This window comes from Variovorax sp. efr-133-TYG-130 (assembly GCF_030208835.1).
GTDB lineage: Bacteria > Pseudomonadota > Gammaproteobacteria > Burkholderiales > Burkholderiaceae_C > Variovorax.
The window spans coordinates 1-19,869 of record NZ_JARVTD010000040.1 but is presented as its reverse complement, the minus strand read 5'-3'; the positions used below and the strand labels follow the sequence as shown (position 1 = coordinate 19,869).

20 protein-coding genes and 1 rRNA gene are annotated in these 19,869 nt (G+C 66.5%); 16 read left to right on the top strand and 5 right to left on the bottom strand.

Annotated features, from left to right (window positions below; all coding sequences use genetic code 11):
• Positions 1-91: 91 nt before the first annotated feature.
• Positions 92-1,612 carry an aldehyde dehydrogenase gene (adh, locus tag QRN67_RS30125; protein ID WP_285414803.1) on the top strand — a complete coding sequence of 507 codons (1,521 nt, stop codon included), beginning with the start codon at positions 92-94 and terminating at the stop codon, positions 1,610-1,612.
• Positions 1,612-2,013 (top strand): DUF779 domain-containing protein, encoded by a 402-nt coding sequence (locus QRN67_RS30120; RefSeq protein ID WP_285414802.1) that lies wholly within the window; start codon positions 1,612-1,614, stop codon positions 2,011-2,013. The genes adh and QRN67_RS30120 overlap by 1 nt, the downstream gene beginning before the upstream one ends.
• 9 nt (positions 2,014-2,022) lie before the next feature.
• Here QRN67_RS30120 and QRN67_RS30115 read toward each other — a convergent pair whose 3' ends face one another.
• A complete protein-coding gene (locus QRN67_RS30115) occupies positions 2,023-2,940 on the bottom strand; it encodes a LysR family transcriptional regulator (protein ID WP_285414801.1) in 918 nt (305 codons plus the stop codon).
• Between the two features lie 128 nt (positions 2,941-3,068).
• On the opposite strand from QRN67_RS30115, the gene QRN67_RS30110 reads away from it, so the two are divergent.
• Genes QRN67_RS30110 through QRN67_RS30095 form a run of 4 tightly spaced genes read left to right on the top strand, consistent with a single transcriptional unit; the run spans position 3,069 to position 6,580 of the window.
• A complete protein-coding gene (locus QRN67_RS30110) occupies positions 3,069-4,241 on the top strand; it encodes a CaiB/BaiF CoA transferase family protein (RefSeq protein WP_285414800.1) in 1,173 nt (390 codons plus the stop codon).
• Entirely contained in the window at positions 4,238-5,176 is a 939-nt protein-coding gene (locus QRN67_RS30105) for a hydroxymethylglutaryl-CoA lyase (RefSeq protein WP_285414799.1), read from the top strand. Before QRN67_RS30110 ends, QRN67_RS30105 begins: the two co-directional genes overlap by 4 nt.
• A gap of 4 nt (positions 5,177-5,180) precedes the next feature.
• On the top strand, positions 5,181-5,561 hold the full coding sequence (locus QRN67_RS30100) for a VOC family protein (RefSeq protein ID WP_285414798.1): 381 nt from the start codon (positions 5,181-5,183) through the stop codon (positions 5,559-5,561).
• A gap of 53 nt (positions 5,562-5,614) precedes the next feature.
• Positions 5,615-6,580: a Bug family tripartite tricarboxylate transporter substrate binding protein gene (locus QRN67_RS30095; protein ID WP_285414797.1), complete on the top strand. Its 966-nt coding sequence runs from the start codon at positions 5,615-5,617 to the stop codon at positions 6,578-6,580.
• A gap of 11 nt (positions 6,581-6,591) precedes the next feature.
• On the opposite strand, the gene QRN67_RS30090 is transcribed toward QRN67_RS30095, so the two are convergent.
• Positions 6,592-6,738, bottom strand: a complete 147-nt coding sequence (locus tag QRN67_RS30090) for a hypothetical protein (RefSeq protein ID WP_172839808.1) — start codon at positions 6,736-6,738, stop codon at positions 6,592-6,594.
• 161 nt (positions 6,739-6,899) lie between these two features.
• The gene (locus tag QRN67_RS30085; protein WP_081267103.1) at positions 6,900-7,466 is read right to left on the bottom strand and encodes a LuxR C-terminal-related transcriptional regulator; all 567 of its coding nucleotides are present in this window, start codon (positions 7,464-7,466) and stop codon (positions 6,900-6,902) included.
• A 94-nt stretch (positions 7,467-7,560) separates the two neighbouring features.
• Between QRN67_RS30085 and QRN67_RS30080 the strand changes: the two genes are divergently transcribed.
• From QRN67_RS30080 to QRN67_RS30065, 4 genes are all read left to right on the top strand, one after another.
• Positions 7,561-8,373: a CoA transferase subunit A gene (locus QRN67_RS30080; protein WP_081267104.1), complete on the top strand. Its 813-nt coding sequence runs from the start codon at positions 7,561-7,563 to the stop codon at positions 8,371-8,373.
• A 1-nt stretch (position 8,374) separates the two neighbouring features.
• Complete coding sequence (locus QRN67_RS30075; protein ID WP_285414796.1) at positions 8,375-9,013, top strand: 3-oxoacid CoA-transferase subunit B; 639 nt, start codon at positions 8,375-8,377, stop codon at positions 9,011-9,013.
• 74 nt (positions 9,014-9,087) lie between these two features.
• Positions 9,088-10,479 carry a CoA transferase gene (locus QRN67_RS30070; RefSeq protein WP_285414795.1) on the top strand — a complete coding sequence of 464 codons (1,392 nt, stop codon included), beginning with the start codon at positions 9,088-9,090 and terminating at the stop codon, positions 10,477-10,479.
• Positions 10,480-10,495: 16 nt separating this feature from the next.
• Complete coding sequence (locus QRN67_RS30065; protein WP_285414794.1) at positions 10,496-11,581, top strand: DUF4241 domain-containing protein; 1,086 nt, start codon at positions 10,496-10,498, stop codon at positions 11,579-11,581.
• 4 nt (positions 11,582-11,585) lie between these two features.
• Here the strand turns inward: QRN67_RS30065 and QRN67_RS30060 are convergent, their stop codons facing one another.
• Together QRN67_RS30060 and QRN67_RS30055 are read right to left on the bottom strand one after the other, a co-directional pair.
• Positions 11,586-12,755, bottom strand: coding sequence for a pyridoxal phosphate-dependent aminotransferase (locus tag QRN67_RS30060; RefSeq protein ID WP_081267127.1), 1,170 nt, complete (start codon positions 12,753-12,755; stop codon positions 11,586-11,588).
• A 56-nt stretch (positions 12,756-12,811) separates the two neighbouring features.
• The gene (locus QRN67_RS30055; protein WP_285414793.1) at positions 12,812-13,723 is read right to left on the bottom strand and encodes a LysR family transcriptional regulator; all 912 of its coding nucleotides are present in this window, start codon (positions 13,721-13,723) and stop codon (positions 12,812-12,814) included.
• A gap of 152 nt (positions 13,724-13,875) precedes the next feature.
• On the opposite strand from QRN67_RS30055, the gene QRN67_RS30050 reads away from it, so the two are divergent.
• The 6 genes from QRN67_RS30050 to QRN67_RS30025 form a co-directional block, all read left to right on the top strand.
• Positions 13,876-15,399 carry a CoA-acylating methylmalonate-semialdehyde dehydrogenase gene (locus QRN67_RS30050; protein ID WP_081267108.1) on the top strand — a complete coding sequence of 508 codons (1,524 nt, stop codon included), beginning with the start codon at positions 13,876-13,878 and terminating at the stop codon, positions 15,397-15,399.
• Complete coding sequence (locus tag QRN67_RS30045) at positions 15,396-15,797, top strand: lysozyme inhibitor LprI family protein (RefSeq protein ID WP_106934092.1); 402 nt, start codon at positions 15,396-15,398, stop codon at positions 15,795-15,797. Before QRN67_RS30050 ends, QRN67_RS30045 begins: the two co-directional genes overlap by 4 nt.
• On the top strand, positions 15,794-16,948 hold the full coding sequence (locus QRN67_RS30040; RefSeq protein WP_285414792.1) for an acyl-CoA dehydrogenase family protein: 1,155 nt from the start codon (positions 15,794-15,796) through the stop codon (positions 16,946-16,948). The genes QRN67_RS30045 and QRN67_RS30040 overlap by 4 nt, the downstream gene beginning before the upstream one ends.
• A 29-nt stretch (positions 16,949-16,977) precedes the next feature.
• Positions 16,978-18,093 carry an enoyl-CoA hydratase/isomerase family protein gene (locus QRN67_RS30035; RefSeq protein ID WP_285414790.1) on the top strand — a complete coding sequence of 372 codons (1,116 nt, stop codon included), beginning with the start codon at positions 16,978-16,980 and terminating at the stop codon, positions 18,091-18,093.
• A 44-nt stretch (positions 18,094-18,137) separates the two neighbouring features.
• Positions 18,138-19,031: a 3-hydroxyisobutyrate dehydrogenase gene (gene mmsB / locus QRN67_RS30030; protein WP_081267112.1), complete on the top strand. Its 894-nt coding sequence runs from the start codon at positions 18,138-18,140 to the stop codon at positions 19,029-19,031.
• Between the two features lie 456 nt (positions 19,032-19,487).
• Positions 19,488-19,869: ribosomal RNA gene (locus tag QRN67_RS30025) — 16S ribosomal RNA — on the top strand; the annotation flags it as partial.

The window sequence follows — 19,869 nt, the reverse complement described above, 5'->3', positions numbered from 1 at the left end:
AATGTCCCGATCCGCGCGGGTACGTGGCTTGCGGATGTCCGTGCGGGTCGCCGCATGTCGCGGCGCCAACAGCAGCAAATGGAGACAACTCATGGACATGCTCGAACCAGGCAAATTCGGTACCGCGGTTCCGTTCAAGAAGCGCTACGGCAACTACATCGGCGGCGAATGGGTGTCGCCGGTGGAGAACCAGTACTTCGAGAACATCACGCCCGTCACCGGCAAGGTCTTCTGCGAAGTGCCGCGTTCCACGGCGGCGGACATCGACCGCGCGCTCGACGCCGCGCACAAGGCCAAGGCCGCCTGGGGCCGCACCTCGACCACCGAGCGCGCCAACATCCTGAACAGGATCGCCGACCGCATGCAGGAAAACCTGCCCGTGCTCGCGGCCGCCGAGACCTGGGACAACGGCAAGCCGATCCGCGAGACCATGGCCGCCGACCTGCCGCTGGCGGTCGACCACTTCCGCTACTTCGCGTCGTGCATCCGCGCGCAGGAGGGCGGCATCAGCGAGATCGACCACGAAACCTTCGCGTACCACTTCCACGAGCCCATCGGCGTGGTCGGCCAGATCATTCCGTGGAACTTCCCGATCCTGATGGCGGTGTGGAAGCTGGCACCCGCGCTGGCGGCGGGCAACTGCGTGGTGCTGAAGCCGGCCGAGCAGACGCCGGTCTCGATCCTGGTGCTGATGGAGATCATCGGCGACCTGCTGCCGCCGGGCGTGCTGAACGTGGTGAACGGCTTCGGCGTGGAAGCGGGCAAGCCGCTGGCGTCGAGCAACCGCATCGGCAAGATCGCCTTCACCGGCGAGACGACCACGGGCCGGCTGATCTCGCAATACGCGAGCCAGAACCTGATTCCCGTCACGCTGGAGCTGGGCGGCAAGTCGCCCAACATCTTCTTCGCCGACGTGATGGACCGCGACGACAGCTTCTTCGACAAGGCGCTCGAAGGCTTCTCGATGTTCGCGCTGAACCAGGGCGAGGTCTGCACCTGCCCGTCGCGTGCGTTGATCCAGGAGTCGATCTACGACCGCTTCATGGAGCGTGCGCTCAAGCGCGTGGCGGCCATCAAGCAGGGCAGCCCGCTCGACATGGCCACGATGATCGGCGCGCAGGCCTCGAGCGAGCAGCTCGAGAAGATCCTGTCGTACCTGGACATCGGCAGGCAGGAAGGTGCCGAGGTGCTGATCGGCGGCGAGCGCGCCAGGCTCGAAGGCGACCTGGCCGACGGCTACTACGTGACGCCGACGGTGTTCAAGGGTCACAACAAGATGCGCATCTTCCAGGAAGAGATCTTCGGCCCCGTGGTGTCGGTGACGACCTTCAAGGACGAGGAAGAAGCGCTCTCCATTGCCAACGACACGCTCTACGGCCTGGGCGCCGGCGTGTGGAGCCGCGACATGAACCGCGCTTTCCGCATGGGCAAGGGCATCCAGGCTGGCCGCGTGTGGACCAACTGCTACCACCACTATCCGGCGCATGCGGCCTTCGGCGGCTACAAGCAGTCGGGCATCGGGCGCGAGAACCACAAGATGATGCTCGACCACTACCAGCAGACCAAGAACCTGCTGGTGAGCTACAGCGAGAACAAGCTGGGCTTCTTCTGATGGCAGGCGATGTCCTGCGCGTCACCGCGAGCGATGCCGCGCTCGCGTTGATCGACAGGCTCGCCGCCAGGCACGGCCCGCTGATGTTCCACCAGTCGGGCGGCTGCTGCGACGGCAGCGCGCCGATGTGCTACGCCCAGGGCGAGTTCATCGTCGGCGACTACGACCGCCTGCTGGGGCACATCGGCGGCATGCCGTTCTACATCAGCGGGCCGCAGTTCGAGTACTGGCAGCACACGCAGCTGATCATCGACGTGGTGCCGGGGCGCGGCGGCATGTTCTCGCTTGAAGGGCCGGAGGGCGTGCGCTTCCTGACGCGTTCGCGGCTCTTCACGGACGAGGAATGGGCCGTGCTGGAGGCCGAGGAGGCGAGCGGGTCCGGTAGGGCGGCTGCGGGCTGAAGCCCGCGGCTAGTTCGAAGTTGCGAACAACTGCTTCACCAGCAGTTGCGTCGCCGGCGACAACGTTGCGCCCGCCTTCGTCGCCATCAGCAGCCGCCGCGTGGCCCATGCGTCGCGCAGCCGCACCACCTTCAAGTCGAGCGCCGCCACCTGCGCCTTGCATGCCGCGAGCGGCACCACGCCGATGCCGAGGTTGGCCGCGATCATGTGGCACATGGCGTCGAAGCTGCGCACCTGCACGCGTAGCCGCATCGGAACGCCGGCCTGCTCGGCCGCGCGCGACGTGAGTTCCAGCAGCGAGCTGCTGCGGTTCAGCCCGACGAATTCGTGCGCGAGGCAGGTCTTGAAGTCGACCTGCCTGGCTCGCGCGCGTGCCAGCGGGTGCTGCCTGGCGCACAGCACCACCAGCTCGTCGGTCTGGAAGGGGGCGACGTCGAGGCCGTAGGCGGGCGTGTTCTCGGCGAACACGCCGACGTCCGCCAAGCCGTCGACCAGCGCGCGCACGATGTCGCCGCTGAGCTGCTCCTCGACCTCGATGCGGATGTCGGGGTGCTGCGCAAGGAATGTCGCGAGCGTGGTGGGCAGGAACTCGGTGAGCGCCGACATGTTGGCCCACAGCCGCACATGGCCGCGCACGCCGCTGGAGTAGTCGTTGAGCTCGCTGCTGAACTGCTCGAAGCCCTGAAAGAGGCGCATCGCATGCTGCATCGCCACATGGCCGGCGGGCGTGAGCGAAATGCCTTGCGCGCTGCGTTCGAGCAGCTTCGAGCCGGTGGCCGCTTCGAAATCTGAAAGCCTGCGGCTTGCCGCGGACAACGCAAGGTGGCATGCCTCCGCACCCTTGGTGATGCTGCCCGACTGCGCCACCGCGCAGAACAACCGCAGCGTGACGAAGTCGACGCGCGCGGGATTGATGGGAGTGGCCATCCGCGGATTCTAGAGAAGCAGAAACCGGGCCTTCGCGTTTTGCGAAGACCTGCTGCCATCACGGCAATTCCGCTCGGCGCGATCTGTTCCTAGAGTTGGGCCAACCCAACATGGAGACAGACGCGGACATGAATGCACTCGAAGGCCTGAAGGTGCTGGAGCTCGGCCAGCTGATTGCCGGCCCCTTTGCCGGCAAGACGCTGGCGGAGTTCGGCGCCGACGTGATCAAGGTCGAACCCGAAGGCACCGGCGATCCGCTGCGCAAGTGGCGGCTGCTGCGCGACGGCGGCTCGGTCTGGTGGGAGGTGCAATCGCGCAACAAGCGCTCAGTGTGCCTCGACCTGCGCAGCGCCGAAGGACAGGACGCGGTGCGCGAACTGGCTCGCGAGGCCGACGTGCTGATCGAGAACTTCAAGCCCGGCACGCTGGAGGGCTGGGGCCTGGGGTGGGAGCAGCTGCACGCGCTGAATCCGCGGCTCATCATGCTGCGCATCTCCGGCTACGGGCAGACCGGGCCGTACCGCGACAAGCCCGGCTTCGGCGTGCTCGGCGAATCGATGGGCGGGCTGCGCTACCTGAGCGGCGAGCCGGGGCGGGTGCCGGTGCGCGTGGGCGTCTCGCTGGGCGACACGCTGGCGGCGCTGCACGGCGTGATCGGCGTGCTCACGGCGCTGCACCACCGCACGGCGCACGGCGGGGAGGGGCAGTTCATCGACGTGGCGCTGTACGAGTCGGTGTTCAACGTGATGGAAAGCCTGCTGCCGGAGTACGACGCCTTCGGCGCGGTGCGCGAGCGTGCCGGCAGTGCGTTGCCCGGCATCGCGCCGACCAACGCCTACCGCTGCAACGACGGGCATTACGTGCTGGTGGCCGGCAACGGCGACAGCATTTTCCGGCGGCTGATGCGGGCCATCGGCCGCGCTGACCTGGAACGCGATCCGCAGCTCGCGCACAACGACGGCCGTGTCCTGCGGGTGGAAGAGATCGACGCCGCCATCGAGGCGTGGACGCTGCAGCGCAGCCGCGACGAAGTGCTGGCGGTGCTCGATGCAGCCGGCGTGCCGGTCGGCCGCATCTACACCGTGGCCGACATCGCGAGCGACCCGCAGTACCTGGCGCGCGGAATGATCGTCGAGTCGGCAACATCCGGCGGCGGCACGCTGAAGGTGCCCGGCGTGGTGCCCAAGCTCAGCGCGACGCCGGGGCGCATCGCGCATCCCGCGCCGCGCCTGGGCGAGCACAACGGCGACTTGCACGCGGGCGGCTGGCCTGCGCGCCGCGCGGAAAGCGAGGCCGCATGAAAAACGGCAACGGCACCCGGCTGCACATCAACGAGGTGGCCACGCGTGACGGCTTCCAGATGGAAAGCCGCTTCATTCCCACCGACGACAAGGTCGCGCTGATCGACCGGCTGGGCGGGCTGGGCTACGCGAAGATCGAAGTGACCTCGTTCACCTCGGCGAAAGCGATCCCGGCGCTGCGCGACGGCGAGGAGGTGATGCACCGCATCGCCCGCAGGCCCGGCGTGGTCTACACCGCGCTGGTGCCGAACGTGCGCGGCGCGGAACGGGCGCTGGAAAGCCGCATCGACGAGTTCAACATCGTGATGTCGGTGAGCGAGACGCACAACCTGTCGAACCTGCGCATGACGCGGGAGCAGTCGTTCGCGCAACTGGCCGACGTGGTCGCGCTGGCGAAGCAGGCCGGCGTGCCGGTGAACGTGTCGCTCTCCTGCGTGTTCGGCTGTCCGATGGAAGGCGAGGTGCCGGTGCCTTCGGTGCTCGGGTGGATCGAGCGCTTTGCCGCGCTCGGCGTGCAGGGCGTGACGCTGTGCGACACCACCGGCATGGCCTATCCGATCCAGGTGCAGGCGCTGTGCGAGCGGGTCATCGCGGCCTGGCCGGCGCTGGACTGGACCGCCCATTTCCACAACACGCGCGGCATGGGTCTCGCGAACACGGTGGCGGCCGTCGAAGCGGGCATTCGCCGGCTCGACATGTCGCTCGGCGGCATCGGAGGCTGCCCCTACGCGCCGGGCGCGACCGGCAATGTCGCGACCGAAGACGTGGTCCACATGCTGCAGTGCATGGGCTACGAGACGGCCATGGACCTCGACGGACTGATTGCCGCGGCGGCCGAGCTGGCACTGCTCGTGGCGCATGAATTGCCGAGCCAGGTTTCCCGGTCGGGACATCGCCTGACGCGGCACGCGCCACCCGCGCACAGGAGGAACTGAACCCATGATCGATCATCTGGACCACCTGGTGCTGACCACCGCGCACGAGGAAGACTGCATCCGCTTCTATGTCGAAGTGATGGGCATGGCGCTCGAGAGCTTCGGCGCCGGGCGCAAGGCTTTCCGCTTCGGCAACCAGAAGATCAACCTGCACGTGAAGGGCCACGAGTTCGAACCCAAGGCACAACTGCCGACGCCGGGCTCGCTGGACCTGTGCTTCATCGCCGGCGTGCCGCTCGACGTGGTGATGGCGCGGCTGGCGGACAAGGGCGTGCCGATTCTCGAAGGGCCGGTGATGCGCACGGGCGCCACCTCGCGCATCCGCTCGGTCTATGTGCGCGACCCCGACCTGAACCTGATCGAGATATCGGAACTCGCGGCCTGAAGGCGCGTGCTTCGAAGACAGCAGACAAGAAAACCACCGGAGACAGACAAACCATGCAACCCATTCGCCGCCTGCTCGCGGCCGGCCTCGTGCTGGCCGCTTCTGCCGCCAGCGCCGACACCTGGCCTTCCAGACCGATCACCTTCGTCGTTCCCACCGCGCCAGCCGGTTCCACCGACATCATGGCGCGGCTGGTCGGAGAGCCGCTGCAACGCGCGCTGGGCCAGCCCGTGGTGGTCGACAACAAGCCGGGCGCCAGCGGCAACATCGGCGCCGAGTGGGTGGCGCGCGCCGCGCCCGACGGCTACACGCTGCTGATGCAGTACTCGGGCTACCACGTCGGCAACCCCTCGCTCTACCCGAACCTCAAGTGGAGCCCGACCAGGGACTTCGTGCCGGTGGCGATGGTGATGCGCGCGCCGCACGTGGTCGCGGTGAGCGGCAAGCTGCCTGTGAACTCGATGAAGGAGCTCATCGAGTACGGCAAGAAGAAGGAGGGCGGCCTGTTCTATGCATCTTCTGGCAACGGCTCGATCCAGCACATTGCGGGCGAACTGCTGTCTAGGCAGTCGAAGCAGGCGATGACGCACGTGCCGTACAAGGGCTCCGGGCCGGCCATCAACGACCTCATCTCGGGCAACGTCGACATGTTCATCACCACGCCACCGTCGGTCATCGGCCATTTCGCGACCGGGCGCATCAAGGCGCTGGCATACACGGGCAGCAAGCGGCATCCGTCGATGCCCGATGTGCCGACTGCGGCCGAGGCGGGCTTGCCCGGCTACGAGGTGGAGTCGTGGTTCGCGGTGTTCGCGCCGGCGAAGACGCCGCCCGAGGTGGTCGCCAGGCTGAGCGCGGAGATCAGAAAGATCGTGGAGAGCGAGTCCTTCCGCAAGAAGGTGGACGAGCAGGGCGCTTTCGCGACCTACATGGATTCGCCGACGCTCGCGAAGTTTGTCGACCAGGAACTGGCCGCGTGGTCGAAGGTGATCAAGTCGGCGGACATCAAGCCGGACTGATGCAGGTGCGGCTACAGCTTCACGCCGACGATCGACAGGATGATGGCGGAGAGCGTCAGCGCGACCGGCAGTTTCTGCGCGACGAGCGCATGCGCGCGCACGGCGGTGGCCTGCGTTTGCAGCAAGAGGCTTCGTTCGGAATGGATGCGTGTGGACATTTCAGGCTCCTGGGTTGATTGCGGGCTGTGTGCCTGCATGGGCTCAACGATAGACCCGCGGGAGCGCGCCGGCGCGGCGCTTTCGTCGACACGGCGTTTCCGTTTTTGCAACGATCCCGGGGTCGCCTGGCTGAAACTTTTCGCGGCTGCAGCGCCGGCGCCTAACCCGCGATGAGCTTCTGCACCAGCTCCGCCGTGGTCGCGGCCGCGTACTTGCGCATGAGCCGCGCCCGGTGCAGTTCGACCGTGCGGTGGCTGATGCCCAGCGCCTTGCCGATTTCCTTGGAGGTCAGCCCGCGCATCACCTGCGCCGCCACCTCGCGTTCGCGCGGCGTGAGCTCGGCCTTCACCGCGCGGCGCGAGCCCAGGTCCTCAAAGGTCCAGATGCCGGCCTCGTGGGGGGCGGCGCGGTTCATCGCATGGCCGGTGACGTGGCACCAGAAGGTCTCGCCCGCGATCGCACCGTGCAGGCCGCCCAGGCGCTTCATCATGCGGTTGTCGGCGTAGTGCCCGCTGGCGTTCAGAAAGGGCTCCATGCGCTTGCCTATGCGCTCGAATTCGGCCACGCTGGGGTACAGGATGCTGAACGAATGCCCTACCAGTGCGGAGGGCGTTGCGCCAAAAATCTCGCATACGCGCACGTTGCAGGCCACGATGGTGCGGTTGCTCGAAACGACCATGCCGACGGGCGCGTGTTCAAAGGCCAGCCGGTAATCGATTTCGGGCATCGGGTGTCACCATTACGAAATACTACGTATGCGGGTAGGTAGTATCGTTCAAGGCTTTCCCACCCACTCTCCATTCATCCATCAAGGAGCCCGAGTGAACAAGATTTATCCCTCCGCGGACGCGGCACTCAAGGGGGTCGTCGCAGACGGGCAGATGCTCGCGGTCGGCGGCTTCGGCCTGTGCGGCATTCCCGAAGCGCTGATCGACGCGCTGAAGGATTCCGGCGTGCAGAACCTCACGGTCGTTTCGAACAACGCGGGCGTCGACGGTTTCGGCCTCGGCAAGCTGCTCGAAACGCGCCAGATCAAGAAAATGATCGCGTCCTACGTCGGCGAGAACAAGGAGTTCGAGCGCCAGTACCTCGCGGGCGAACTGGCCCTCGAATTCACGCCCCAGGGCACGCTGGCCGAGAAGCTGCGCGCCGGCGGCGCGGGCATTCCGGCCTTCTTCACCAAGACCGGCGTCGGCACGCAAGTGGCCGAAGGCAAGGAACTGCGCGAGTTCGGCGGCGAGACCTACGTCATGGAACATTCGCTGGTGCCCGACGTGGCGCTGGTGAAGGCCGACGTGGCCGACAAGTCCGGCAACCTGCGCTTTCGCCTCACGGCGCGCAACTTCAACCCGGCCGCGGCCATGGCCGGCAAGATCTGCATCGTCGAGGTCGAGAAGATCGTGGAAGTGGGTGAACTGGCTCCCGACGACATCCACCTGCCGGGCATCTACGTGCACCGCATCGTGCTCAACGCCAACCCCGAGAAGCGCATCGAGAAGCGCACCGTGAGCGCCGCCGCGCCGGTGGACGCCGCGGCCGCCAAGGTCGAGGCCCAGGCCGTCATCGCGCAGGCGGCAGCCGGCAGCGAAGTGCCCGTGCCCACCGTGCCCGCCAACAAGAAAGAAGGAGCCTGAGATGCCCTGGACCCAAGACCAGATGGCGGCCCGCGCCGCCCAAGAACTCGAAGACGGCTTCTACGTCAACCTCGGCATCGGCATTCCCACGCTCGTGGCCAACCACACCGGCACCAAGGAAGTCTGGCTGCAGAGCGAGAACGGCATGCTCGGCATCGGCCCGTTCCCGACCGAGGACAACGTCGACGCGGACCTCATCAACGCCGGCAAGCAGACCGTCACCACGCTGCCCGGCTCGGCCATCTTCGGCAGCCATGACAGCTTCGCAATGATCCGCGGCGGCAAGATCAACCTGTCGATCCTGGGCGCGATGCAGGTCAGCACCAAGGGCGACCTCGCCAACTGGATGATCCCCGGCAAGATGGTCAAGGGCATGGGCGGCGCCATGGACCTCGTGGCCGGCGTGAAGCGCGTGATCGTGCTGATGGAGCACGTCGCCAAGAAGAAGGACGGCACCGAGGACCTGAAGATCCTCGAGAAGTGCACCCTGCCGCTGACGGGCGTGGGCGTGGTCGACCGCATCATCACCGACCTGGCCGTGATGGACGTGGTGCCCGCGGGCCTGAAGGTGGTCGAACTGGCGCCGGGCGTCACTTTCGACGCGCTGCAGGCCAAGACCGGCGCCAAGCTGATCCAGTAAGGCGACTGGCGCAACGACTGCAAGAGGGCAGGGCAGCGGAAGCAGGCCCTGCCTTTTTGCTTTGGAGAACCGAAATGAATGCGAGCGAAGTTCTGGCCGGCATCTGGCGGCACGCGGGCCTGCCCGAGGAAGCCCTGTCGTTTGCGCGGCTCACCGGCGCCGACCCGGTGCTGCCGTCGTCCTTCGCGGTCGGCACCGCGGCGCAGAGCACCATGGCAGCGGCGGCGCTGGCCGCCTGCGAGCTGGGGCACTTGCGCGGCACCGGGCGGCAGCTGGTCGGTGTCGACATGCTGCACGCGGCGCTGGAGTGCATCGGCTGGTTCAGCCTCGACGGGCAGGTACCGGATCAGTGGGATGCGTTCTCGGGGCTCTATCGCTGCGCCGACGGATGGGTGCGCGTGCACGCGAACTTCGCGCATCACCGCGACGGCGCGCTGCGGCTGATGAAGCTCGATCCGTCCACGGCCACGCGCGCCGATGCGGAAGCTGCCATGGCCACATGGCGTGCCCGCGATTTCGAGGACGCGGCTGCCGCGGCCGGGCTGGTGGCGACGGCACTGCGGCGCTTCGACGAATGGGACGCCACGCCGCAAGGGCAGGCCGTCGCGGCCCAGCCCCTGTTCACCATCGAGCGCATCGGCGACGCGCCGCCGCTCGCGCTGCCGCCGCTGCGCGAAGACGAACGGCCGCTGTCGGGCCTGCGCGTGCTCGACCTCACGCGCGTGCTGGCCGGCCCGGTGGGCGGACGCGCGCTCGCGGCCTACGGCGCCGATGTGATGCTCGTGAATTCACCGCATTTGCCGAACATCCCGGCGATCGCGGACACGAGCCGCGGCAAGCTGTCGGCACATGCCGACCTGCGGACCGAAGAGGGCCGGGCGGCGCTGCAACAGCTGGTTGCCGACGCGCACGTGTTCGTGCAGGGCTATCGCCCGGGCGGGCTCGAAGCCCTGGGATTCGGACCGGCGGCGCTGGCAGAGCAGCGACCGGGCATCGTGTGCGTGTCGCTGAGCGCCTACGGCACGCGGGGCCCGTGGGCGAGCCGACGGGGTTTCGATTCGCTGGTGCAGACGGCCATGGGCTTCAACCACGCCGAAGGCGAGGCCGCCGGGGACGGCAAGCCCAAGCCGCTGCCCATGCAGATCCTCGACGAGGCCACCGGCTACCTGATCGCTTTCGGCGCCGCCGCGGCGCTGTGGCGGCAACAGCGCGAAGGCGGCAGCTGGCAGGTGCGGGTGTCGCTGGCGCAGACGGGGCATTGGCTGCGCGGCCTGGGGCGCGTGCCGGGCGGGCTTTCCATCGCCAAGCCCGGCCTTGCGCCCTACGTCGAGACCACCGCCTCGGGCTTTGGTGAGCTGGCAGCGTTGCGCCATGGCGCGATGCTTGAGCGAACGCCCCCCGCGTGGCCGCGTCCCTCGATGCCACCGGGCAGCCATGCGGCGCGCTGGCCGGCCGTCATGCAATGAGTGCGAAACTGGTTGCATGGCCTATCTCGATATCGACAACCTTCAATCCGTTTTCCTCGACGACGACGCACTCGGCGCGCGTCATCTGCATCGTCAGCCCTGCGGCTTGCTGAACATCACGAGCGGCCGGATCGTGGCCTGTGACCCCCTGGTGCAGCCCGAGCGCGCAGCCTTCGTGCGCAGCGTGAACCGGCGCGGCGCATTTCCCGTCGAGGTGCTGCACGACAAGGGCCGCCATGCGCTGGCGGTGCTCTGGCTGGGCGAACGCGGCGGGCAACGGGCTTCCGATCTGCGCTGGGAACCGGCGCTCCTCGAAGGGCAATCGCAGGATGCGCTCGGAGACGACGAGTTCTTCGGCTACCCCGTCGATGCCGGCGTGGGCTGCTTCATGGACGCGGATGCGGCAAAGGCCATGGCCGAGCGCGAGGCGCGCGAGTCCGAAAAATCTGTCCATTTCAACTATTACGACGACGTGCTCGCGGAGGAACTGGGCTCGGCCGACATCGCCAACCATTACCCGCAGGGGCCAGGCACCGCGAACAACATCGTGATCTTCAGCTCGGGTTGGGGCGACGGCAGCTACCCGAGTTTCTGGGCGCTCGATTCGGCCGGCGAACCCGTGGCACTGGTGACCGACTTCATGACGATGACCGGCGGCGATGCGCGCGACGAGAACGACAAGCGCAGCGATGCCTACAAGGCCAGCCTGTCGCCGGAGAAGCTGGCTGCCCTCGATGCGCTGGGCGCGGCGGCCGTGGCAGGCGACTCGTCTCTCATCCGGTCGCTGCTCGGCGAAGGGCTCGCAGGCGCCAACGAGATCGTTCCGTCGCTGGGCGAAACCGCCATCACCAGCGCCATCCGCATGAACCAGCTCGAAGCGTTGCGCGTGCTGCTGGGCTCGATGCCGTCGCTGCCGATGCCGCCGCTGTTCTATACCGGGGACGAGGAAGAAAGCTACCTCGTCTACGCGCGCCGGCTCAAGAAGCCGCGCGTGCCGGGGCTGATGGAACTGCTCGAAAAATCCGAAGCCGCCGCGGCTGCTACAGCTGCTGCCGAACCGGCTGCTGCGGGCAAGAGCCTCTGGAAGCGCCTTTTCTCCTGAGCCGTCAGGCGCCCAGCGCGGCGCGGACCTTGTCGCCCAGTCCGCGCAACCGCTCCACGGGTTCGTTGGAGAAAACGAAGCGCAGGTACTGCGCGCCATGCGTCTCGCCCCAGCCCTGCATCGCGGTGGCGCAGACGCGCGACTTCAACAGCCGCTCGGACAGCGTCTGCCCGTCGATGCCGAAGTCGCTCGCACGCAGCAGCAGCGACCAGCCGCCGGCCGGCACGCCCACCGGCAGCCCCTTGAGTTCGTCGAGCACCGTGTCGCGCCGGCGTTCCAGTTCGCTTACATACGGCGCAAGCGTGCGAGGCGATCGCTCCAGCGCCGTCGCCACCGCGTCCTGCGCGATGCCCACCGGCACCACCACGTTCGCGAGTGACACGGCCACAAGGTCGGGCATGTAGCTCTCGGGTGCCACGGTCCAGCCCACGCGCCAGCCGATCATGCGCAGTTCCTTGGCCGACGAGCCGACGGTGATGGTGCGCTCGGCCATGCCCGTCAGGCCCGCGGGGTGGATCACCTGGCGGCCGTCGTACAGCAGCCGTTCCATGGCCGTGTCGAGGATCAGCGTCAGGTCGTGCCGCACGCACAGGTCGGCGATGGCGCGCCAGTCTTCCTCGTCGAAGCAGCCGCCGGTGGGCATCGACGGAGACATCAGCAGCATCACCCGCACGCGCGGGCCGACGGCGGCCTGGAGCGCGTCGCGGTCCAGCTTCCATTCGCCGCCGGGGGTGAAGCGAAAGGGCGCGTACTTCGGGGTGCCGCCGGCGAGGCGGATGCGGTTGAGCAGCCCGGCGTAGGTCGGGTCGGTCACCAGCACTTCGTCGCCGACCTCGACGGTGGCGAGCAGCGCGTTGAGGATGCCCGACAGCCCGCCGGCCGAGATCACGCAGTTGCGCGCGCCGCTGTACGCCACGCCCGACAGCGCCGACACGTGCCGGGCCGCCACGTCGCGCAACCGCGACTGGCCGACAAAGGGCAGGTAGCTGTTGTCCGAGTCTTCGGAGGCGGCGCGCACCGTGCGCGCGACGGCCTCGGGGTCGGGCGGGATGTCGACGTCGAGGTTTTCGAGCCGAAGAAAAGGCGGGCCGTCGGCGTCATCGGCAATGGCGCCCATGCGGTCGACGCCGATGCCGGCGATGTGGGTCAGGCGGGCGGGGCGGTGGCGAGGCATTCCGGTCTCCTTGATGCTCACTGCGGGGAGCCGCCAGCATGGCACAACCCGGGCCGTCAGGCTGCGGTGCCGGGCGGACTGTCCAGCAGCAATTGGGCCCGGTGCGCCTCGGCGGTCTGCCGCAGGAATTCCCAGGTTGCCTGCATCCGAACGAGGTGCTTGGTTTCCGCAGGCATCGACATCCAGAAGGTCCGCGTGAAGTTCGCCTGCCCTGGCAGCACGGGCTGCAGCGCGCCGTCTTTCTCGGCGATGAAGGCCGGCAGCACCGCAATGCCCGCGCCCGCCGCCACCGCGCTGTGCTGCGCGAGCACGCTGGTGCTGCGCAGCGCGAAGCTGTCGGGGCGGTGGAGCTCATCGAGGTATTGCAGCTCCTTGCTGAACAGCAGGTCGTCCACGTAGCTGATGAAGGTGTGGCCGCGCAGGTCTTCGCGCGTCTTGATCGGCTTGTGCGCCGACAGGTACTGCTTCGATGCGTAGAGCCGCAGCGTGTAGTCGGTGAGCTTGGTGACGACCACCGGGCCGCGCGCCGGTCGTTCGAGCGAGATCACGATGTCGGCCTCGCGCCGCGACAGGTGGACCAGCCGCGGCATGGCCAGCAGATCGATGGTCAGGCGCGGGTGCTGCACCGCGAACAGGGCCAGGCGCGGCGCCAGCACCACGGTGCCAAAACCCTCCGTGGCGCCGATGCGCACCAAGCCCGACAGGCCTTCCTGCGAGGCAGGCGCGGTGCTTTCCACCGCCTGGAAGGCGCTCTCCATCGCCTCGACCTGCGGCTGCAGCCGCCGTCCTGCCTCGGTGAGCCGGTGGCCGCCCGCTTCACGCGAGAAAAGCGGGGCGCCGACCTCTTTCTCCAGCGCCTGGATGCGGCGCGCCACCGTGGTGTGGTCGACCTCGAGCCGGCGCGCGGCGCTCATGAGCGTGCCCGAGCGGGCGAGCTCCAGGAAGTAGCGAAGGTTGTCCCAATCCATCTGCTTGCTTGCCCTCGGGTTGATGCTCTGCAAATTTGCAAAGCCTTGGCGCATTTTTGTCTATTGTCATGGCAAATCTGCAAAGCTAGGATGTCGCCCTGCACCGGCCGGGCCGGCACCGAATTCACAGGATCACAGGAGACAAAACCCCCATGGACGCCACCACCACCCCGTCGACCCAGGTCGCCACCGTCAAGCTGCTCATTGGCGGCAAGCTGGTCGAATCCAAGACCACCGAATGGCGCGACGTCGTCAACCCGGCCACGCAGCAGGTGCTGGCCCGCGTGCCCTTCGCGACCCCGGCCGAACTGGACGCCGCAGTGGCCTCCGCCAAGGAAGCATTCAAGACCTGGCGCAAGACCCCCATCGGCACGCGCGCCCGCATTTTCCTGAAGCTGCAGCAGCTCATCCGCGAGAACATGGGCGAGCTGGCCGCCATCCTCACTGCCGAACAGGGCAAGACGCTTCCCGACGCCGAGGGCGACGTGTTCCGCGGCCTCGAGGTGGTGGAGCACGCATCGAACATCGGCAACCTGCAGCTCGGCGAACTGGCCAACAACGTGGCCAACGGTGTCGACACCTACACGCTGCTGCAGCCGCTGGGCGTGTGCGCCGGCATCACGCCGTTCAACTTCCCGGCCATGATCCCGCTGTGGATGTTCCCCATGGCCATCGTCACCGGCAACACCTTCGTGCTGAAGCCCTCCGAGCAGGATCCCATGGTCACCATGCGCCTGTGCGAACTGGCGCTCGAAGCCGGCATTCCGCCCGGCGTGCTGAACGTGGTGCACGGCGGCGAAGCCATCGTCAACGGCATCTGCGACCACAAGGACATCAAGGCGATCAGCTTCGTCGGCTCGACCAAGGTCGGCACGCACGTCTACAACCGCGCCACGCTGGCCGGCAAGCGCGCGCAATGCATGATGGGCGCGAAGAACCACGCCATCGTCATGCCCGACGCCAACAAGGAGCAGACGCTCAATGCACTGGCCGGTGCGAGCTTCGGTGCCGCGGGCCAGCGCTGCATGGCAGTGTCGGTGGCGGTGCTGGTGGGCGAGGCGCGCAACTGGGTGCCCGAACTCATCGAGAAGGCGAAGACGCTGAAGATCGGCGCCGGCACCGAGAAGGGCGTGGACGTGGGGCCGCTGGTGTCGTGCGCCGCCTACGACCGCGTGAACAGCCTGATCGAACGCGGCGAGGCCGACGGGGCCAAGCTGGTGCTCGACGGCCGCAAGCCCACCGTGCCGGGCTATGAGAAGGGCAACTTCGTGGGCCCGACGATCTTCACCGGCGTGAAGCCGGGCATGACGATCTATGACCAGGAAATCTTCGGCCCGGTGCTGTGCATTGCCGATGCCGAGTCCATCGACGAGGCCATCGACCTGATCAACAGCAACCCGAACGGCAACGGCACGGCGATCTTCACGCAGTCGGGCGCCGCGGCACGCCGCTTCCAGGAAGACATCGACGTGGGCCAGGTCGGCATCAACGTGCCGATCCCGGTGCCGGTGCCGATGTTCTCGTTCACCGGCTCGCGCGCTTCCAAGCTCGGCGACCTGGGTCCTTACGGCAAGCAGGTCATCATGTTCTACACGCAGACCAAGACCGTGACGGCACGCTGGTTCGACGACAGCACCGTCTCGCACGGCGTCAACACCACCATCAGCCTCAAATGAGGCACGGGCTTCGCGTCGCGGCCTGGGGCGCGGTGGCGGCGGTCGCATTGCTGCTCGCGGGCGGGGCGCAGGCGGCCGGCCAGGACGAGCCGCTCGACTGCAACCCGAACGGAAACCAGCAGCAGATGAACGACTGCGCGGTGCGCGACTTTCGTGCGGCCGATGCCACGCTCAACATCCGCTACGGCGAGGTGATGAAGACGCTCTCGCCGCAGATGCGCGTCGCGCTGCGCAACGAGCAGCGGACGTGGCTCAAGGGGCGCGATCCCGCTTGCAAGCGTGCCGCGAAGGCGAGCGAAGGTGGCTCCATCTGGCCGCTCGTGTTCAACGCATGCCTGGAGAAATCGACCCGCAAACGCACCGCCGAACTGGACCGCTGGAAGGGTCGCGAACAATGAATTTCGAACTGTCCGAAGAACAGAACGCCTTTGCGCAGACCGCGCGCGACTTTGCACAGGCCGAGTTCGCGCCGCATGCGGCGCAGTGGGACGCGGAAGCCATCTTTCCGAAGGAGGCCATCGCCAAGGCCGGCGAGCTGGGCTTCTGCGGTTTGTATGCGCCCGAGCGCATCGGCGGCCTCGGCCTGCCGCGGCTCGATGCGGCGCTGGTGTTCGAGGAGATGGCCGCGGTCGACCCGTCGACCACAGCTTTCATCACCATCCACAACATGACGACGTGGATGCTCGGCACCTGGGCGACCGACGCGGTGGCGCAGCAATGGGGCGAAGACTTGACCAGCGGGCGCAAGCTGGCTTCCTACTGCCTTACCGAGCCGGGCGCCGGGTCGGATGCGGGTTCGCTCAAGACGCGCGCGGAACTGCAGGGCGCCGAATACGTCATCAACGGCGGCAAGGCCTTCATCTCCGGCGCGGGGTCGACCGACGTGCTGGTGCTGATGGCGCGCACGGGCGGCGCGGGCCCGAGCGGCATCTCGGCCTTTGCGGTGCCGGCCGATGCGACCGGCATCAGCTACGGCAAGAAGGAGCACAAGATGGGCTGGAACAGCCAGCCCACGCGTACCATCAATTTCGACAACGTGCGCATTCCCGCGCAGAACCTGCTGGGCAAGGAAGGCGAAGGCTTTCGCATTGCCATGAAGGGACTGGACGGCGGGCGCATCAACATCGCGACTTGCTCGGTGGGGGCGGCGCAGGGAGCGCTCGACGCGGCGCGGCGCTATCTGCATGAGCGCCAGCAGTTCGGCAAGCCGCTCGCGAGCTTCCAGGCGCTGCAGTTCAAGCTCGCCGACATGGCGACGGAACTGGTCGCGGCGCGGCAGATGGTTCGGCTGGCGGCATCGAAGCTCGACGCGGGCCATGCCGACGCGAGCACCTATTGCGCGATGGCGAAGCGCTTTGCGACAGATGCCGGGTTCAACGTCTGCAACGACGCGCTGCAACTTCACGGCGGCTACGGCTACCTGAGCGAGTTCCCGCTCGAGCGCCTGGTGCGCGACGCGCGCGTGCACCAGATCCTCGAAGGCACCAACGAGATCATGCGCGTGATCGTTGCGCGAAAATTGCTGGAGGGCGACAGCGATATCCGCTGAGCGTGCCGTATCCGGAACCTGAAAAAACAATGACCGACAACGTAGTTCTCTTCGACGAAATCAAGACCGCCGGCGGCCAGCGCTTTGCCGTGGCCACGCTCAATGCGCCGGCGTCGCTCAATGCGCTGTCCGTGGACATGGTGCGCCTGCTGACGCCCAGGCTGCGCGAATGGGCGCGGGATGACGGCATCGTCGGCGTGCTGCTTCAGGCTGCTGGCGAAAAGGCGTTCTGCGCCGGCGGCGACCTGCGCCAGCTCTACCAGACACTGCTGGACTGCGGCCCCTCGCGCAATACCTATGCCGAAGACTTCTTCCGTGAAGAGTACGAGCTCGACTATCTGATCCACACATTCCCCAAGCCCTTCCTGTGCTGGGGCCACGGCATCGTGATGGGCGGCGGCGTGGGCTTGCTGGCCGGCGCGTCGCACCGGGTGATGACACTGCAAAGCCGCATCGCCATGCCCGAGATCAACATCGGCCTGTATCCCGACGTGGGCGGCAGCTGGTTCCTGCGCCGCACGCCGGGACGCACGGGGCTCTTCCTGGCGCTCACGGCCGCGAACATCAATGCGGCAGACACCATCTTCTGCGGGCTGGCCGACGTGCTGGTGCCGCAGGAGCGCAAGGGCGACGTGATCGAGGCCATCGCTTCCACCCGGTGGGCTGGCGAAGGCAAGGCCGATCGCGCAACGCTGTCGCGCATTCTTGCCAGGGCGGGCGGGGGCGTGGAGATGCCGGCGTCGAAGGTGCGCGAGCACTACGACACCATCAATGCGCTGATGGCTGGCGAAGACCTGCTCGACATCGCCAAGCGCCTGCGCGAACTGCAAAGCGAAGACGCCTGGCTGCAGACCGCCGCCAAGACCTTTGCCAAGGGCGCGCCAAGCTCGGCGGCCCTGAGCTTCGAACTGTGGCAGCGCGTGCCGCGCATGTCGCTGGCTGAGGTGTTCCGGCTCGAATACTGGGCGTCGCTGGGTTTCTGCGCGCACAAGGACTTTGCGGAAGGTATCCGGGCCGTGCTGGTCGACAAGGACCGCAATCCGCGCTGGAGCCCGGCCACGCTCGAAGAAATCACGCCTGCCTTCGTCGAAGACCATCTGCGTCCGCGCGGCGAGATGCCGGCCGAGCTGGCGTCGCTGGTCTGAGCCGGCCCCATCCATACATATATAGAACAACGGAGACAAGACACATGAAGATCGCTTTCATCGGACTCGGCAACATGGGCGGCCCGATGGCCATGAACCTGCTCAAGGCCGGCCATACGCTCAGCGCTTTCGATCTCTCGGCCGAAGCCTGCAAGAAGTTCGGCGCTGAAGGGTTGCCGATTGCCTCTTCGGCAGCCGAGACGGTGGCCGACGCGGAGGTCGTCATCAGCATGCTGCCGGCAAGCGCGCATGTCGAAGGCTTGTTCCTTGGCGGAGCGGGCAAGCCCGGGCTGCTCGAGAGCATCAAGGCCGGTACGCTGGTGATCGACAGCAGCACCATTGCCGCCGCGACATCGCGCAAAGTGGCTGAAGCTGCGGCAGCCAAGGGCGTAGCGATGATCGACGCACCTGTGTCGGGTGGCACGGGCGGTGCGATTGCCGGGACGCTGACCTTCATGGTCGGCGGCGAGACCAAGGACCTGGAGCGTGCGCGCCCGGTGCTCGAGAAGATGGGGGCGAACATCTTTCATGCTGGTGCCGCCGGTGCAGGGCAGACCGCCAAGATCTGCAACAACATGCTGCTTGGCATCTTGATGATCGGCACATCGGAAGCCCTTGCGCTCGGCGTTGCCAACGGGCTTGATCCGAAAGTGCTGTCCGAGATCATGCGCCGCAGCTCCGGCGGCAATTGGGCGCTCGAGAAGTACAACCCCATGCCGGGGGTGATGGAGACGTCGCCTGCTTCGAAGAACTACGCAGGTGGCTTCGGGACCGATCTGATGCTCAAGGATCTGGGGCTGGCCCAAGAGAACGCAGCTGCGGTGCGCGCCTCTACGCCGCTGGGTGGCCTGGCGCGCAGCGTGTATGCGGCGCATAGCCTGGCAGGGCACGGAGCACTGGATTTTTCGAGCGTGCTCAAGTTGTTCCAGAAATCCTGAAATTCCGTTGTATGATCGAAGGCTCGGCAGACGGCTGGTGCTCTCAGGGGTTTCATCAAGTCGGCCGATAAAAAAACTTCCTTCGAAGTTGACGCTGACAGAAAAGTCGGTGCATAATCGAAGGCTTCGCTGAAAACGATTCAGCGGCTGGTGACGGAAGTTGCCGACTGCTGGGAAGTTTGAAGAAAGCGAAAAAAGTTTGACGATACTTAAAAAATCGTGTTAGACTACAAGGCTTCGCTGATCGCAGCAAGCAAGACGAAGCAGACGATGAGTTGCTTCGGTGATCGTTAAAAATTTACAGCCGATAAGCGTGGGCGTTTGAAGGTAATTGCGTAAGTTCTTCGGAACAAGTCGCAAGACTTAAAAACGCTCATGAGAATAGAAGTGAAGTTCACTTCAATTTCTTTTTTTATGAGTTTTGCCTCATCGCGAGATGGGGCGCAAATCAAGATCGAACTATAGAGTTTGATCCTGGCTCAGATTGAACGCTGGCGGCATGCCTTACACATGCAAGTCGAACGGCAGCGCGGGAGCAATCCTGGCGGCGAGTGGCGAACGGGTGAGTAATACATCGGAACGTGCCCAATCGTGGGGGATAACGCAGCGAAAGCTGTGCTAATACCGCATACGATCTACGGATGAAAGCAGGGGATCGCAAGACCTTGCGCGAATGGAGCGGCCGATGGCAGATTAGGTAGTTGGTGAGGTAAAGGCTCACCAAGCCTTCGATCTGTAGCTGGTCTGAGAGGACGACCAGCCACACTGGGACTGAGACACGGCCCAGACTCCTACGGGAGGCAGCAGTGGGGAATTTTGGACAATGGGCGAAAGCCTG